The following is a 16,617-nucleotide window of genomic DNA, read 5'->3' as shown; positions in this document are numbered from 1 at the left end:
CTGCCCTTATTTGGTCTGATGAAATTTTTCCTGCAACTGCTTACAATACAGGCTTAAACCCACTACATCGGCCCCTATACTCACAAACTGATAGCCCAAAGACCTAAACTCTGGCAGCATATCAATGCTACCTGATGTAGCGGCAAACTTTCCATGTTTTCTGGCTACCTCTGCCACCCGCTTTCGCGTTTCTACCAGCTTAGGATGGTTCCACTCTCCCGGAGCACCTATGGCCTGACTAAAGTCTCCCGGACCAAAAAAGAGCATGTCGTACCCCTCTAGAGCGGCAATTTCCTCCAGTTCATCCAGCGGCTCAGGGTCTTCAATCTGCAACACGATAAACTTTTGTTCATTAGATTGTTTCAGATAAGACGTAAAGTCCATATTGGTATACGCTCCATCGGCACTTCCACCATCAATGGCACGCTTTCCTATAGGATGGAAGCGGGTCATTTCTACCACTTTCCTGGCATCATCAAGGCTCATGATATGGGGCACCATGATGCCCGTAGCATCCATTTCCAGAGGTTTAATGTAATCGCTATAACTTCCTCTTGGAACTCTAACCATAACATCTGTATTATGGGCTTTGGCAGACCAGATTTGACTGGCAAGTACCGACCAGTCCTGTGCCAGATGTTCCCTGTCTATCCACAGGCAGTCAAAGCCAGAGATAGACGCAATTTCTGAAGCCTGTCCATCTCCCAGGTTTACCTTAAAACAACTGGCGGCTTCTCCCTCTCTTAATTTTCTGAGTACTCTACTTTCTCTCATATGTGTGGGTGTTGCTAGATTAATTGATATGTTAAATATTTATATATGTATACTTCTTTTTCTGGCTACAACTTCCCATTCGTCAGCCACTTTCCCCTCACTCACCACCTGCACAGTTTCATAAAGGGCACAGGTAGGGCAAATATGGATGGGCAGGGCATAGAGGACATCACCTATTTTCCAACCATGTTTTGTATCAGCCTCTACAACCAGATGCTCCTCACTCTGGCTAACTACTTTCAGCTCAGGTGCATTTAGAAAATATACTCGGTGGTCTAGTGGGTTTTCTGCGGCAATAGCTTTATAGCCCAGGTCAAGGCAAAATTTCTGTTCGTCGAGCAGGGAAACTACCCGGCTCAGCAGGACTGCTGCAGGTAAAAAGGGCTGTTCAGGTAAAAGATCCTGATAGCCTTTGTCCCAGTACACAAAAGTTCCGGGGCTGCACTCTACATCCTTGCGTTGAGCATGAATGGGAAAAGAGAGGGAACCTCCAGCAACGATCCCAGGTTTGGGGTATCCTTTCTCAATTAACGTTTCTACCAGGCTTTCAACCATTGAATAACCTTCATTGCAGGCTTTCGTCCTTAAATTTAGGTCCGTGATGGATAAATGCCCGTCATAGACATGAAAACCCATGAATTGCAATCCAGGCAGGTGAGAGCAAAGCTCTGATAGTTCAAAGGCCTCTTTTTCTGATGAGATCCCGGTACGGTTCATACCCACATTAAGGTCAATATATATGGGTATCACAAGCTCATGCGACTCGGCCAGTTCACTCATATGACGGGCAGCTTCAGGATGATCACAAAGGCAAGAGAATAGAGTGTCTGGATAATACTGAACAAGCTTTATAAACCGTTCAAGTTTTGGCCCCACCGGCTGATATGCAAGCAGCACATCCGGTGCATGACAGCTTCCCAGCATCTCGGCTTCGGCGATGGTAGCGCATTTAAACTTTTGGATACCCTCTTCCATCAGGAGCCTGCTGACTTCTCTTGTTTTATGTGTTTTAATATGAGGACGAAGTCGAAGGCTATCATCTATCATAGATTTTAACAGCCGGATATTGGACTTTACCCTTTCCGGGTAAATTACCAAAGTGGGTGAATCCACCTTTTCTATTTCATCAATGATATACCACTTATCTTCCGTATTACTTTTGCTCATGCGCACTTACTTGAGGGTATGAATTAATTGTAAAAGTTGTTCACTAAGTAGATTTTCTGTTTCATGGGCCAGACAGGAAGTACGACATCTCCAGCACTCATACCCTCCTTTCTCTAACTCATGTGCAGGAGGTACATAGCCTACGTAATCATTGGCCAGCGTAATAGTAAAGTAGTGCTCAATACCTGCTTCTTTTTTTAATTTAAGCCCAGTTTCAGAAAAGAACTCACCGCCTAATGCACCAATAATGCCATCACCAATCCGAAGCGCCTGCAACGGGAAATCATGAGTATCAGGAAGTTCATTGAGCAGGATTTGTTCGCGTGCGTATATGGTTTTCAATCCATTTTCATCAGCGATTACATTTTCCAGATCTGCAGGTCCTATCAAGGACCTGGCAGATGCTAACTCTTCTTCATCAGGCTTACGCCGTTTCACCTGCACTTTACTATATAGTGCGGAAAGTTCAGCTTCGTATTGCCAGCTGATATGTTGTAAAGATTGAGCTACTTTTTTAGCAATCTGGCTTCCTATTAGCTCACTTTTGGCAAAATGTTCATGAGGATACCGATCGGAATTTTGAAAGTCCCAGATATTGACCTCGCCACTGGTGCCATTGCTCATGATCCCTACAAAACTATTGTCAGCAGATATTTCAGCCTGAAGATAATGAGCGAACCGACCAAAATAATCAGCTGTAATCGTACCATTTTCCCAGTCACCCACGTAGTGTAATGAGTAATTAGCAAGTAGACCCAGCCATTTGCCCTCATGGCTTTGTACCGCCAGATAACTAAGCTGGGGATCAGTCTGGGTAGTGGGTTTTACAATGAGATGTTCCAGTCCGAAAGGGTTGGTCTTTACCAGATCTGGTTGATCATTTAAGGGGTTTTGAGGCGTATAAGATTCCTGCATCTGATACCTTCGGCAGGTGAGGTGTTCCGGAATATCAACAGCGCCAAAAGCTATTCTAGCGTTTTGTAAATGCTTATGCGCCTGTACTACGGCTTCTACAAGTAATGGAAGTAACTGTTGTCTGTAAGGGAGATCAGCCGGAGACATCAGTAAGCTCATAATTGAGCCTGCGGCATGTGTATGTGTGCTGGAAATAAGAATATGAGTAGCAGGAATGGAAGTTTTATCCTGTATCTCCTGCTTGACCTGATCCAAAAAATGCTGGTCCATAGCACAAATATCCACAACCATTATGGCGATTGTTGACTTTCCATTATGCAGCACCATTGCTTTGGCAAAAAGGGGATCATGAATATAGCGGGCATAATGCATAATATGATCTCCATTGATAATAGTGCCCAGTGGAGGGGTAATATCAATTTTAGCAGTACCTGCTTTAAGGGTATGAGTGTTCATTAGCTTATGCTTTCCAGGATTTTCTTAAAAATCTTAACCAATTGCCATGAAAAATATTATTAATATCTTTCTGTGTGTAACCTCTTTGAGCTAATATACCCTGGTATTTTTGCAGGTCAGCGATAGAATCCATATCCCAGGGAGATTGCTCAGTACCAAAGATACCGTCCAGGTCACTACCAATAGCGATATGTTCTGTATTTCCTGCTATCTGGCAGATATGGTCCCAGTGATCTACCAGGTTTTCCAGGCGTACATTTAGTTGCCAGGGGTCTGACACCGTATCTATAAACCGTATATCCATAGCCCAGCAGTCCAGCATACCGCCAATCACCGCGCCACGTTCAATCAGCAGCTTAATTTGTTCATCAGTGAGTTGCCGTTGGGTGGGTACTATTTCCCTTACATTATGATGGCTTGCCCAGATAGGACCCTCATAAATATCTAGTGCCTGCGTAAAACCTTCATCAGTGAGATGCGTGACATCAAGAATAATATTCAGGCTGTTCATCTCCCTGAGGAGTTCAACCCCTAAAGCAGTAAGAGGACCTTCCATTTTAGTGCCCGGAGCATACCTACCCGGACCAAAATGAGACAATCCTAAAGCTCTTAGTCCGTACTCATAAGCTTTATGTAAATAAGATATGTCTACCAGGGAGTCTGCGCCTTCCAGGCTAAGAATGTAGCCAAGAGGCTTGTTTTCATCTGGAATTTGATCATCATTCCATAAGGCAAGGTGCTGGTCTAGCTGGTTAAGGTTGGTAATTTGTACCATTTCTCCTATTGCTTCCATCTCTTTGTACCAGGCGAGCTGCGCCTGCGTCATCGCCCAGGCTTGTTGAGGAGAGTGCCAGCCGGGCAATGCGCTTCCGGGAGGGGTATATCTGGACAGTTGAGTAGCTACTACCAGCCCTATTTTTCCTTTTTTAAGTTCCGGTATACAAACAGTACCTCTTCCCCGGTCGGGCTTGTCTTGCATATGCATCTCCCTCATCCGTATTTCCTGCAGAGGGCGAGAGAGATCTCTGTTCCATTCAATCGCATTCATGGCCAGGTCCAGGTGGGCATCAATAATGAGACTTGGTGTCATTTGTTCTTATTTTCTTCTTTAAGCTCTTCCAGATATTTGAACGGATACTTTTCAATTATTTCCTGTATCTCATAGCTAAACCTACGGAATAATTTGTTCCAATTATTCACTTCATTTTCATCGTACTCAAAAAAACCCCGGCCGCTTTCCATTCCGTAGCATCCTTTTTCCATAAGCAGGTTGAAGAAATCGGGGATGTGACGCTCCTTAGACAGGTTGGGGTTCAGATCCTTCATGACTACACCATAAATGTAGGCTCCCATCAGGTCCATGTAGCGGAAGTTTCCCGCAAATGGAAAATAGTATCCCGGATCATTCCGGCATGCGCGATCAATATCTTCGGGAGTTACATAGCCTTTTTCTATCAGAAAAAAGGCTTCACGTATCATAGCGCACATCATTTTACTTCTTATCCCATTGCCGTGATTCAGAATGTAGGGGTCTTTTCTCCAGTACGTTTTGGCTAAATGGAAAAAGTCTTTTACTACACTTTTCGATGTCAGTTTATTCGTAATGATTTCAAGAAATAAAGTAGTATGGACGGGCTCTGTCCAATTGGCGCCTATGACACGTTCCTGATGCGTAGCATGCAGGTGAACCTCCTGAAGGGCAAAGCTTTCTGTATTGATTGCGATGATAGCATTTTTAGAAAGAGCTTTTTCCGTTTTTTCCAGCACAGCCCTCTTCTCAGATAAGTTTTCTGAAGTGATGACCATGGCAATAGCTACATCCAGTTTGTCTTCTAATGAAGTAAGTACTTCATAATCAGCAGATGCGGAAATGTACTCAGACTGAAAATTGAAGCAGTCATCTAAATGAGTGTTGATAATCTGCCTGGCCTGTTTGCCTTGCTCTGTATAAAGTTTAACAGGATGACCGGCCTGTAGTAAGCATACTACCAGGCTATAGGCTACCTTGTCACTGCCCACTACCAGTATTTTGGCCTTGGGGGACCCGTCATTTTTCATATAACTAGGTTTACCAGCTGATCCCTCAGCTGAATGTATTATTTGATTTCCTTAAGTAGTTCGCGCGCGTTTTGTATTGCAAAATCAATATCTGATTCAGTATGCACAGCGCTTATATACCATAAACCTCTTCCAATAATGCGAATGCCTCTTTGATGCATCCCGGCTACAAAGCTGCTAAGTAGCTTTTTGTCATAAGAGAAGGTATCCCGGTAGTCTTTTACTTTTTCCAGCGGTGAAAAACCGGTATGGAGCATAGGGCCAAGGCCCTGAACCAGCAGGGAGTGTCCGCTTTCTTCTGCGGCTTGTTGTAGCCCCATCATAAGTTTTCTGCCTAAACGATAAATTCGTTCATGCGCTTTTTCTCTTTCCAGTACTTCAATGGTTGCCAGCGCAGCGGCAACTGTAGGATTGCATGAATTCATGGTACCGGCATGTATGACTTTCCCTTCTTCTATCAGCGACATCCAGGCAGATTTTCCGACGATAGCACTGATTGGGTATCCACTCCCCATAGCTTTGGCAAAGATGGAAAGGTCAGGCGTAACACCATAATACTGCTGCGCGCCACCCAATCCTACCCTAAAACCGGTAATGACCTCATCAAAAATTAAGGTGATATTATATTTGTCACAAATATCTCGTAGCCCTTGCAGAAATCCTTCTTCCGGTAATATACAGCCATTATTGCACATGATAGGCTCAGTAATGATGGCGGCTATTTCCTGATGGTGATTGGCCACAGTTTTTTGTACAAGTTCCAGGTCATTCCAGGGCAGCACGATAGATTCTTCTCCAGACTGAGCAGGAAGGCCATTAGACCAGGGAGAGACAGTAGGAGATTCTCTCTCGCCGAGCGCGTCAAGGCTAGGCGCGGAAATTCCCCAGCACACATTATCCAGCCAGCCATGATAGTGGCCCTCAAAACGTAAAAATTTTTGCTTTTCGGTTTTGGCTCTGGCCAGTCTGAAGGCAGTATGTACTGCTTCTGAACCATCCAGGCAGAAGCGCATCATTTCAGCTGAGGGAATGAGACGGTTAAGTTTCTCGGCAAGTTCTATTTCTTGTATATGCTGCCCTGCAAATAGCTGTCCTTTTTCAGAATATTCGTGTACAGCTTTTAATACCTCAGGATGTGAATGGCCTAAAATAAGTGGGCCCTGGCTGAGTGTAAAGTCAAGATATTCATTTCCATCAACATCATATATTCTACTTCCTTTGCCATGCGAATAAAATAGCGCATGCGGGTAACTGTATTTTCTAAACTCAGAAGAAACACCACCAGCCAATACTTTCTTGGCTCTGTTTAGTAATTCTTCAGAATTTGCATGAGTCTCAATTTTCATAGGTTAGATTTTTCAATCTTTAGCGTTAATATTTTTGGCGAGGTTGACGGGATACTTTTTAGCCAGGTGATATATGTCACCATTGAATAAAGAGAATGCCTCCTCCCAGCGTTTAGCTTCCTCCTTGCTATATTGATAAAGTCCTTTTGTATTTTGAACGCCCCTGCTCTTCTCTTCAATGAGTTTTTGCATTAGCAGAGGCACGTCCTCACGATTGCTCAGGCCAGGGAAAAGATTGTTCAGGATAGTAGTATAATCTTTCAGACCATTGAAATCCATTCTCCTGAATAGGCCCATAAGTGTAATCCAGGAGCCAGCGTCGTACCTGAATACTTTGTCAGTATCTTCCAGCGTAGTCTCTCCCTCTTCTACCAGGGTCAAAGCTTCCCGGTAAATGGAGTACATTAGCCTGTTGGTCACAAATCCTCTGATGTCTTTGCGCAAAAGCGTTGGTTCTTTGCTCCAGTAGGGGGCAAGCGTTTTCGCCCATTTAGCCTTGTTTATGTCAGTCTGTTCACCACAAACGATCTCCAGAAACCTTGACAAATAAGCAGGTTCGCCCCAATGAATGCCGAGAAAGCGTTTCGGGTTCGGAATATTTTTTTGCAACACGCTGATCGGAATAGCTGAGGTATTGCTCGCAACAATGGCGTCATCTTCAATCGCTTCTGCTATTTTATGATATACTTCTGTCTTGATCTCTAAAATTTCAATGACACATTCAAGCACCATCTGACAGTCTTTGAGTTGCTGGTAGTCTTCGGTGATTGAAAGCTTAGCGAGGTATGCATCGATAGGTTTAGAGAGCAAGCCCGTTGACTGACAGTGCTCAAGTTGCTTCCTGATGTGGGTGGTAGCATGATTCATATCTTCAGGAATGGGAGCTAAAGCTACAACCGGATGGCCTGCCAGTATGAAGGTAGTAGCAATGCTTGTCCCCATCAGGCCCAGGCCTACCACACCAATAGGAATTTTACTGGTATCTATATTTTCTAGCATCATAGATTATATCAGGCAGGTAGATGAACAATACAATCTATTTCTACTTTTATCCCTTCTCCCAGTACAGACTGCACGGTAGTTCTGGCAGGCCTGATCCCCGAGAAAAACTGTGCATATACTTCATTGAATTGGTCAAAGTCGGCAATATCAGAAAGGTGGACAGTACATTTTACTACATCATTCATGCCCGCACCTGCCGCTTCCACTATTGCTTTGATGTTATTCAGCGTTCTTTTTGTTTCTTCCTGTATAGTGCCTAACACAAATTGGGAGCTTTTGAAATCTACAGCGGCCTGTCCACTTATGTAGAGTATGCCGTTGATAATCACGCCATCTGAATAAGCACCTGTAACAAAGTCAGGACTTCTGTCAGGATGTATAACTTTCTTCTTGCTCATATATATAGGTTTATGTATAACAAAAGTTCGGAATGTTTACATTAACAAATGTAGGAGGATGCTGCCCGAATTCCTTTTACTATCATTTACATTTATTATACTTTCTTTCAAAAAGCTACAGAATAATCTTTCAATTGTTTATACTTATATAAAATATTGTTTTAAACAAAATTGCCTGCTATGAAATACGTAGAACAAAGATTACCCCAGGAATTTGATAAGTCTTTTACAGTATTTAGAGAAGTCGGTGAATACTTTCCCTGTCCCTGGCATTATCATCCGGAGTATGAACTGGTGCTGGTAATTAAAAGTAGCGGAAGAAGAATGGTTGGTGATCATATTGGATATTTTGAAGATGAGGATTTAGTATTTATGCCCCCGTATTTGCCACATGTATGGGTTAATGATCCACAGTTTTTTAATGGAGAAGCCAGTGATGTGGCGGATGCGATCGTAATCCATTTTAATGAAGAGTTTTTAGGTGCGGATTTTTTTAAAATCCCTGAAATGGAATCTTTTATTAATTTTCTGAAATGTACAAATCAAGGACTTGCCATACATGGAAAGGCCCGTACGGAGATCAATAGGATCATGAAGAAGATGATATCTATGAACGGCATCCAACGTCTGGCATCCTTACTTTCCATATTTGATATTCTTTCCCAAACCACTGAATATAAAGCGCTGGCGAGCCATGGATTTGTACAGAAAATATCCCTGAGAAGCTCTGATCAGTTCAGAAAAGTCACTGAATACATCATGCTGAATTTTCAGGAAGAAATATCATTATCCGAAGTAGCTCAAGTAGCCAATATGGCAGTAACAACTTTCTGTAATTTCTTTAAAGAGAATTTCAGAATGACTTTTGTAGAATATGTTAACACCCTGAGAGTAGGGTATGCCTGTAAGCTATTATCTGAAAGTGATTTTCATATTGTAGAGGTGGCTTACAAATGTGGCTTTAACAATCTGGCCAACTTCAACCGTCAGTTTAAGAAGTATAAAAAAATGACGCCTAGTGAATACAGAAAGATTGTGAACATCAATGTGGAAGTCGCCTGACTAATTTAGTGCTATTTTACAGATGCCAGCATAGCAACTGTGTTTCCTTTTTACAAAAAAAAATCAGCAATACAAACATAGGTCTGATTGCTGATTGATTTAACTAAACAAGTGGTATGTTTATATACTTGACTTTTCAATGGCGTTGGCCTTGATTTCATCAGCCACAATCCTTTTATAAGCTTCTTTGATCTCCATATTTTCTTTCGCGACGCATTTACCCCAGTATACTAAGCCCAGGGCTTTGCGTGAACGGGAGTGATGTGTGTTAGCGTCCGCGCGATGTACTGTCATAGCGTGGTGGATGAGCAGGTCTCCCGGACTTGCTGGAAAAGCAAGCTCATTTTTTATGTCTTCCTCCCTACCATAATTGATAATGCCCTGAGAAAATCCGAATACCTCTGTTTTGACATGAGGACGCATTCCTTGTAGGTGTGAACCTCTGACATAGCGTACACAGCCATTAGTTTCGTCTACATCTTCCAGTGCCAGCCACATGGTGATTGCTGAGGGTGGGCTTAGCATGAAATAATAGTTATCCTGATGTGGAGGTGTAGGTTTGCCTATTCGGGCAGGCTTATTAAAATACTCCAGATTCTGAGCGATCACTTCTTCTCCCAGGATATCTTCTGCCAGTTTTTTTAATTTACGCTGGTACAGTAATGCTTTAAAGAAAGTATCATACGTGTGTAGTTCAAACAATTGCTTCAGGGTAGAACTATCACTTTTATCTTCATAGAAAGCATGCTGAGCAGCTAAAGCCGGAACCTTTTCCTTAATAAACAATTCCAGCTTACTGTTCAACTCAGCCATCTCCTTAGTGGATAAAAATCCTGGAAGAAAGACAAAACCGTCTCTGTCAAAATTCTCTTTGATCTGTGCTGGACTGAGCTTTTCCATAAGTTTTAGTAATGGTCGCTATGCATACAAATTTGGATAATATATTTTCTTTTATCTTATACCATTATCGTAAATGATAATACAATTTTTCATTCTGATGACGAAGTCAAGCTTAGTATTGTCAATCTGTCGGGCAATACGTTCTGTCCGTGGTATCACAGGAAACCTTATTTCTTTTAATAGATAAGGATGTACTCTGCTTAGCTTTTTATAGTCAGGAAAAATAGTACCACAAATATAAAGGATAGTAATAGAACGATAGGTTGCTCTTTTCTACTTTTGGTGCATAACATATGTTTTGTCATTGTATCAGGATTACAGGAAAGCTATACGCTGAGCTGTATACTGATTTCAAATCTACTTCAGACTGTCAACCTACAATTTCCGTGAGATCATGACACCCGAGAGGAAATTAGCTGGGATTTGACAGTATGTGTTTAAAGTGAAAAAAAATTGTATAGGATAGTATGCCAACACCCACTACCAGTGGCAACAATTAAACTATTGCACCATCGCTATTGCGAAAACTAATTTATTTCCATACGCTTATGAAAAAGTTATATCAACGGATTAGCAGTATATCATCCTATATACTGAAGAGTAGCCTGTTCTTGTGTATTTGTGTAACCGCTTTTACCGGCCGTTTGCAAGCTCAGGATGGTATTGTTACAGGTAAAGTGAGTTCATCTGATGGAGAATCACTTCCTGGGGTAAATGTACTTGTTAAAGGGAGTAACCAGGGTACCATTACTGATATTGACGGAGCCTACAAAATACAGGCTTCCGATGATGCTACGCTGGTTTTTTCTTTTGTGGGTTACTATACAAAGGAAGTTGGGGTACATGGTCAGAGTATGATCAATGTGACGCTGGAACCTGATGTGCAGCAACTTGGGGAAGTGGTGGTCATTGGTTATGGAGAGCAGTCAAGAGAAACGATCTCTACTTCGGTCTCCAAACTAGATAATGAGGTATTAGAAAATGTGGTTTATCCAAATGCTACCTCTGCATTGCAGGGAACGCTACCTGGGGTAAGAGTTCAAAGTACCTCCGGACAACCGGGAGCAGCACCCAGGGTAGTTGTGAGGGGAGGAACCTCCATTAATAATCCCAATGGTGCCAATCCTTTGTATGTGATTGATGGCGTGATCCGCCCGGATATGAATAATATCGCCTCGGAAGACATAGAATCCATTCAGGTGTTAAAAGATGCCGCATCCACTGCGATTTATGGTGCCAGAGGGTCAAATGGTGTGGTGGTAGTCACTACTAAGTCAGGGCAATCGGGGAAGGTAAGGGTAAACTATTCTTACGACCTCACCCAGTCACAGGTAGGCAAAACCTATGATTTGGCCAATGCAAGAGATTATATAACCCTCTCCAGACTTGGTGTATTGGGCGACGACCGTTATGCTGATGCCAGTGGGCGAAACCAGCTGGCCTCTGGCTTTGGAACCGGAAATGACCTGACCAATAATACTGCCTACACCACGCAGTATCTTACTTCAGAGAATGAGTATAAACTTAACGAAGGCTGGGAAAGTATGCCTGACCCGGTAGATCCTTCACAAACAATAATTTTTAAGGATACCGACTGGCAGGATGTCCTGTTCAGAACGGCTATTTCGCATAATCACCATTTGTCTGTATCCGGAGGTTCTGATAAGGCCTCCTTCAGTGCCAGTGTAGGATATCTGAACAGTGAAGGGATCGCCATCACATCTGACTATGAGCGATTTTCACTGAGTCTGAACGGTGAAGTAAAGGCTGGCGAAAATTTGAGTTTCTCTGCTCGCGCTATGTTGTCAAGAGCTGGTGATAATGAGATACCGAGCATGTCTAGTGTGTTCGCAAGGGCTACTACCTTACCCCCCACCACCAAATATATGTTTGAAGATGGTACCCTGGCACCCGGACAACGCAGGTCTGAAGGGAACCCTGAATACTTTCTTACCAATGTGGTCAATGATAATACGGAAGACAATATTACTTTAGCCTTTGGTAGCCAGTGGTTTATCTTACCAGGATTATCTTTTGAACCTCAGATATCCTTCTACGAAAAGTCTGAGAATGGTCATGCTTTCCAGCCTTCATTTTATGATGGCCCCAGTAATTATGTGGATAGTCGTGCTGCCAGTGCCTACTTCAGTAAAAGTACACAGGTTCAGGCAGATGCTGTATTGTCTTATGTAAATTCATTTGGTGGAGATCATAATCTGAATTTAAAAGCAGGTTACTCCTATTTCGGTAGAAAAATTTCTGGCTTCAGTGCTTCCGGACAGGGTGCTTCTACCGATTTGATCCCTACTTTGAATGCTTCCGCAGAACCTACTGCCGTAGGAGGGTCAATAAGTGACCGCACTATTCTTGGCTATTTCTCAAGGGCCAACTATAACTATCAGTACAAATACCTGCTCTCGCTCAGCATGCGTTATGACGGTGCCTCTAACCTGGGAGCAGAAAACAAGTGGGGCTTTTTCCCGGGCATATCTGCTGGTTGGAATGTGCATCAGGAACAATTCTGGAGTAATATGATGCCTACTGACTACCTGACAAACTTAAAGATCAGAGCTAGTTATGGTATTAATGGTAATATCGGTACGCTTGGCGACTTTGCCGCTCAGGGATCATATGATGTGGGATCAATCTATGATGGACAGTCAGGCATCAATAATTCCGTGATTCCCAATCCTGCGCTGCAGTGGGAACGTTCTACTACATTTGATATTGGTGCTGATCTTGGACTGCTCAACAATCGCATTGGGCTGATGCTCGATTATTATGTCAGAGAAACAGATAACCTGCTGACAGATTTTACTCTGCCTCCATCTACCGGATATAGTAGTATCCTTACCAACCTGGGGACGCTGGAAAATAAAGGATTTGAGATTGAATTAAGTGCTCAGGTGCTACCGGCTGAATCAGCACTTCAGTGGAACGTGTCTTTCAATGCTGCTAAGGTGACAAACAAGATACTTCAACTTCCGGATAATGGCACAGAGAACAATCGTGTGGGTGGCTACAATGTGTGGGATGAGTCTGCCCAGGATTACGTCTGGAAGGGTGGCCTGCAGGAAGGGGGTACCATTGGTGACTACTATGAATACTATCAGTTAGGGGTATACGCCACCGATGAGGATGCGGTGTCAGCACCAGCAGATATCAGAGCCAGTGTTCAGGAAAAAAGAGGAGGGAATATCATCTGGCAGGATACAGACGGCAATGGCACCATAGATTCCAGAGATATGGTATATATGGGCAATATTTACCCTGAATGGACAGGTGGCTTCACCAATACCCTGAGCTACAAAAACTTCTCTTTGCTGGCACGCTTTGACTTTACCACAGGTCATACAATACAAAATTACGCCCGTGGATTTATGAATGGTATGTGGAAGCTGAACATGAACATGACGCAGGAGATGGTTGACCAATCATGGAAACAGCAAGGCGATATTACCAATATGTCAGTTTATGGATGGTACAGTGCAAGAGGAGCATCCGATATTTCTCCTTCCCGTCTGGGACAGTTTTACTATGAGTCAGGTAACTTCCTGGCAGTTCGGGAGCTGACATTGACTTATAATGTCCCCGCTGCGCTTTTGGAAAAAATCAAAGTATATAGCATTCGCCTGAATGCGACCGGAAATAATCTGCATTATTTTTCTAATTACAAAGGGTTGAACCCAGAGGAAGGAGGTAGGGATTATGGACGCTATCCTGTTCCCAGAAATATTACCTTTGGTGCTAATATAACCTTCTAACAAAACCTTTAAAGCAAGAATTCATGAAAAAGATACAGCGAATCGGCATGCTTATCATGTCCATATTTATCATCACTTCCTGCTCAGATCAGTTGGAAGTAGACCCAACCAGTGTAATCACCTCCAACTCTTTCTGGAAAACAGAGGGAGATGCTCAGGGAGCCCTGGTAGGCATGTACGTTAACCTACGTACCATCGCTTCCAGAAATCTGTATTATGTGGGAGAAGCACGTGCTGACATACTTCAGTTAGGAACAGTGGGTTCAGGAGGATGGGATAAATATTATAATCACTTGTTAACACCTGATAATGCAGGGCCCAGCTGGCAGAGTTTTTATACCCTGATCAATAGCGCAAACCTGATCATCAAGTACGTACCTGAAATTGAGTTTACGGATGATGCTAATAAAAACCTGATTCTGGCACAGGCTTATGCCATGCGGGCATATACATATTTTGTGATGTCCAAAACCTGGGGTGATCTGATCATACGTACTGAACCTGTAGAGGGAGTAAGCGCAGAAATTACGATCAAAGAACGTGAGCCTGTAGAGAATGTATTCTCCCTGATCAAATCAGATATAGATACTTCTTTGGATCTTTTTCCGGATAATACTTTTGCCTCTGGCCGGACCATGTGGTCTAAACCTTCAGTAAACGCACTGAAAGGAGAGGTGTATCTTTGGACAGCAAAACAGCTGGGTGGTGGGGCTACCGATCTGAATACGGCGCTCACTGCCCTGGAAGAAATAGAAACAGCAGATGTTGCTTTAGTAACTGACTATTCGGACATCTTTAACTATGACAACAAAGCCAATGAAGAGATTCTGATGTCCGTAAAGTTTGCACAGTATGAAACGGGTGACAATTACTTCGCTGATATGTACCTGATTCAAAGTGCGTTACCCAGTGATATTACTTCTGAAACACAGGATTTTCTTTTGCCTATCGGGGGAAACAACATTACTGTGCCTACCGATTCATTCAAAGACTCTTTTAGCACTGATGATAGCAGAAAGGATGCTACCTTCTTTGAAATTTATCTTAACGATGGGAGCTACTATACTACCGTGAATGTAAAAGGGAGAGGTACAGTAGTCAGTGGAAGCCGACTGTTCCTGGATGACTACATTCTATTCCGGTACGCGGATGTACTTTTGATGAAAGCGGAAGCCAAAAACGGGCTGGGGCAGGACCCCTCAGCAGAAATGAATATGATACGACAAAGAGCTTACGGAGATGCTTTTGCTGCGCATGTGTTTGTCAATGGTTCTGCAGAGGAGAATGATGCGGCCATTCTGGAGGAAAGAAAACTTGAATTTGGATTTGAAGGCAAGCGCTGGTGGGACCTTGTGCGTTTTGATAAAGCCGTGGAAATGTTGCCGGGTCTGGCAGCACTTGATGATCCTGAAGGTAAAATATTATTTCCAATATCCACTTCTGTTTTAAGTCTGGAACCTCTTGTAGAGCAGAACCCGGCCTATCAGGCAAACTAAAAAATGACATAATGCTTCAAAAATTAATTACCTTAAACAAGTTTTTTTCTGTTTTACTTTTCTTGGGTGTAGTTTGTCTGGGATTGAATACCCCCGTTTATGGGCGTTGGGGTAATTCTTTCTTTTCAGAGGGAGACAGTAGTACGCTTGGGGTACGCAAAATCAAAGATATTATTATCTATCAGGATTCTATGTTCCATGCTGCCTTCCCTTCTGTGGTGAGATTAGCCGATGGAGAGTTTTTCCTGGCCTTCCGGCGAGCCCCTGATCGGAAAATATTTGAAGAAGAAAAAACTTATCATGTAGACCCTAATAGCTATCTGGTAGGCCTACGCTCCAGCAATGGTGAAGAATGGGGGCAGAAACCAGAACTCATTCATGCGTTTGCGTTTGGTGGATCACAGGATCCCTGCCTCTTGCAATTGCGCAATGGAAATTTACTTTGTATGTCCTATGCCTGGACATTTGTGCGCCCTGACGGAGTCCCTAATCTTAAAAAGCCCTTCAGTGAAAACTTGCCTGGCTCTATCGCATTTGGAGGTTATAGCTTACGATCCGCAGATATGGGACATAGCTGGGAAGGACCATTTTTTCCACCCACTATTGAGCCGGAATCTCGCTACAATGCGCTGGGTATGCCCATGCCCGCTCATAACCGAGGCGCTTTGTACGAAGGTAAGGACGGCCGTATCTTTTGGGTGGTAGCTGCTCTGACCGAAAATTCCAAGCGGACTTCTAACTATCTCTTAATCTCTGAAGATCAGGGCTTCACCTGGAAATACTCATGTCCGGTAGCAGTAGATGATGAGGTCGCTTTTAATGAAACTTCTATTTATGAGACTCCCAAAGGGGACCTTGTGGCCTTTTTGAGGACTGCTAATTTTGATGGACAGGCCTGTATCGCCCGATCTACAGATGGAGGCAAAAGCTTCCAGCCCTGGAAAAGTATGGGTTTTAAGGGGCATCCTCTGCAGGCGATGCGCTTGCCGGACAAGCGCGTACTGCTCGTCTATGGTTACAGGCATGAGCCACTAGGCATCCGGGCGCGTATCCTGAACCCTGAGTGCACAGACTATGCAACGGCTCCGGAGATTATATTACGTGAAGATGGAGGGACAACAGACATCGGTTATCCCTGGTCAGTTCAACTGGATGAAAAGAGAGTGCTTGTCACCTATTATTATAATATTGAGGATGGTACCCGACACATAGCCGGAACTATATTGGAAATAGAGTAAATTGAATTCGCGTAATTATAAGTAATTTGATTAACGATCAT

The 16,617-nt window shown here is 43.3% G+C and carries 13 protein-coding genes; 4 read left to right on the top strand and 9 right to left on the bottom strand.

Features of this window, described 5'->3' with window-relative positions; translation table 11 throughout:
• Positions 1-6 precede the first annotated feature (6 nt).
• From OKW21_RS20330 to OKW21_RS20295, 8 genes are read right to left on the bottom strand one after another with little or no spacing between them, the layout of a single operon-like run.
• Complete coding sequence (locus tag OKW21_RS20330; RefSeq protein ID WP_277482725.1) at positions 7-774, bottom strand: HpcH/HpaI aldolase family protein; 768 nt, start codon at positions 772-774, stop codon at positions 7-9.
• Between the two features lie 39 nt (positions 775-813).
• Positions 814-1,941, bottom strand: a complete 1,128-nt coding sequence (locus OKW21_RS20325) for a D-TA family PLP-dependent enzyme (protein WP_277482722.1) — start codon at positions 1,939-1,941, stop codon at positions 814-816.
• A gap of 6 nt (positions 1,942-1,947) precedes the next feature.
• The gene (locus OKW21_RS20320) at positions 1,948-3,312 is read right to left on the bottom strand and encodes a neutral/alkaline non-lysosomal ceramidase N-terminal domain-containing protein (protein ID WP_277482719.1); all 1,365 of its coding nucleotides are present in this window, start codon (positions 3,310-3,312) and stop codon (positions 1,948-1,950) included.
• Positions 3,313-3,316: 4 nt separating this feature from the next.
• A complete protein-coding gene (locus tag OKW21_RS20315; RefSeq protein WP_277482717.1) occupies positions 3,317-4,402 on the bottom strand; it encodes a dipeptidase in 1,086 nt (361 codons plus the stop codon).
• A complete protein-coding gene (locus OKW21_RS20310) occupies positions 4,399-5,370 on the bottom strand; it encodes a 3-hydroxyacyl-CoA dehydrogenase family protein (RefSeq protein ID WP_277482714.1) in 972 nt (323 codons plus the stop codon). Before OKW21_RS20310 ends, OKW21_RS20315 begins: the two co-directional genes overlap by 4 nt.
• 38 nt (positions 5,371-5,408) lie before the next feature.
• Positions 5,409-6,716, bottom strand: a complete 1,308-nt coding sequence (locus tag OKW21_RS20305) for an aspartate aminotransferase family protein (RefSeq protein WP_277482712.1) — start codon at positions 6,714-6,716, stop codon at positions 5,409-5,411.
• Positions 6,717-6,728: 12 nt separating this feature from the next.
• A complete protein-coding gene (locus OKW21_RS20300) occupies positions 6,729-7,718 on the bottom strand; it encodes a 3-hydroxyacyl-CoA dehydrogenase family protein (RefSeq protein WP_277482710.1) in 990 nt (329 codons plus the stop codon).
• 8 nt (positions 7,719-7,726) lie between these two features.
• A complete protein-coding gene (locus OKW21_RS20295; RefSeq protein ID WP_277482708.1) occupies positions 7,727-8,116 on the bottom strand; it encodes a RidA family protein in 390 nt (129 codons plus the stop codon).
• A 180-nt stretch (positions 8,117-8,296) separates the two neighbouring features.
• On the opposite strand from OKW21_RS20295, the gene OKW21_RS20290 reads away from it, so the two are divergent.
• Positions 8,297-9,178: an AraC family transcriptional regulator gene (locus tag OKW21_RS20290; protein WP_277482706.1), complete on the top strand. Its 882-nt coding sequence runs from the start codon at positions 8,297-8,299 to the stop codon at positions 9,176-9,178.
• Positions 9,179-9,298: 120 nt separating this feature from the next.
• Here the strand turns inward: OKW21_RS20290 and OKW21_RS20285 are convergent, their stop codons facing one another.
• Entirely contained in the window at positions 9,299-10,078 is a 780-nt protein-coding gene (locus OKW21_RS20285) for a phytanoyl-CoA dioxygenase family protein (protein WP_277482702.1), read from the bottom strand.
• Positions 10,079-10,626: 548 nt separating this feature from the next.
• Between OKW21_RS20285 and OKW21_RS20280 the strand changes: the two genes are divergently transcribed.
• Genes OKW21_RS20280 through OKW21_RS20270 form a run of 3 tightly spaced genes read left to right on the top strand, consistent with a single transcriptional unit; the run spans position 10,627 to position 16,576 of the window.
• On the top strand, positions 10,627-13,842 hold the full coding sequence (locus OKW21_RS20280) for a SusC/RagA family TonB-linked outer membrane protein (RefSeq protein ID WP_277482700.1): 3,216 nt from the start codon (positions 10,627-10,629) through the stop codon (positions 13,840-13,842).
• A gap of 23 nt (positions 13,843-13,865) precedes the next feature.
• A complete protein-coding gene (locus OKW21_RS20275) occupies positions 13,866-15,338 on the top strand; it encodes a RagB/SusD family nutrient uptake outer membrane protein (protein ID WP_277482697.1) in 1,473 nt (490 codons plus the stop codon).
• 11 nt (positions 15,339-15,349) lie between these two features.
• Entirely contained in the window at positions 15,350-16,576 is a 1,227-nt protein-coding gene (locus tag OKW21_RS20270) for a sialidase family protein (RefSeq protein ID WP_277482696.1), read from the top strand.
• Positions 16,577-16,617: the final 41 nt, after the last annotated feature.

It is taken from the genome of Catalinimonas alkaloidigena, assembly GCF_029504655.1.
GTDB classification, from domain to species: Bacteria; Bacteroidota; Bacteroidia; order Cytophagales; family Cyclobacteriaceae; genus Catalinimonas; species Catalinimonas alkaloidigena.
This window is presented reverse-complemented; position numbering and strand designations above follow the sequence as displayed.

What these genes read in the sequence shown, in the direction of transcription:
- OKW21_RS20330 (WP_277482725.1), bottom strand. Translation starts at nt 774, where the DNA reads ATGAGAGAAAGTAGAGTACTCAGAAAATTAAGAGAGGGAGAAGCCGCC.
- OKW21_RS20325 (WP_277482722.1), bottom strand. Translation starts at nt 1,941, where the DNA reads ATGAGCAAAAGTAATACGGAAGATAAGTGGTATATCATTGATGAAATA.
- OKW21_RS20320 (WP_277482719.1), bottom strand. Translation starts at nt 3,312, where the DNA reads ATGAACACTCATACCCTTAAAGCAGGTACTGCTAAAATTGATATTACC.
- OKW21_RS20315 (WP_277482717.1), bottom strand. Translation starts at nt 4,402, where the DNA reads ATGACACCAAGTCTCATTATTGATGCCCACCTGGACCTGGCCATGAAT.
- OKW21_RS20310 (WP_277482714.1), bottom strand. Translation starts at nt 5,370, where the DNA reads ATGAAAAATGACGGGTCCCCCAAGGCCAAAATACTGGTAGTGGGCAGT.
- OKW21_RS20305 (WP_277482712.1), bottom strand. Translation starts at nt 6,716, where the DNA reads ATGAAAATTGAGACTCATGCAAATTCTGAAGAATTACTAAACAGAGCC.
- OKW21_RS20300 (WP_277482710.1), bottom strand. Translation starts at nt 7,718, where the DNA reads ATGATGCTAGAAAATATAGATACCAGTAAAATTCCTATTGGTGTGGTA.
- OKW21_RS20295 (WP_277482708.1), bottom strand. Translation starts at nt 8,116, where the DNA reads ATGAGCAAGAAGAAAGTTATACATCCTGACAGAAGTCCTGACTTTGTT.
- OKW21_RS20290 (WP_277482706.1), top strand. Translation starts at nt 8,297, where the DNA reads ATGAAATACGTAGAACAAAGATTACCCCAGGAATTTGATAAGTCTTTT.
- OKW21_RS20285 (WP_277482702.1), bottom strand. Translation starts at nt 10,078, where the DNA reads ATGGAAAAGCTCAGTCCAGCACAGATCAAAGAGAATTTTGACAGAGAC.
- OKW21_RS20280 (WP_277482700.1), top strand. Translation starts at nt 10,627, where the DNA reads ATGAAAAAGTTATATCAACGGATTAGCAGTATATCATCCTATATACTG.
- OKW21_RS20275 (WP_277482697.1), top strand. Translation starts at nt 13,866, where the DNA reads ATGAAAAAGATACAGCGAATCGGCATGCTTATCATGTCCATATTTATC.
- OKW21_RS20270 (WP_277482696.1), top strand. Translation starts at nt 15,350, where the DNA reads ATGCTTCAAAAATTAATTACCTTAAACAAGTTTTTTTCTGTTTTACTT.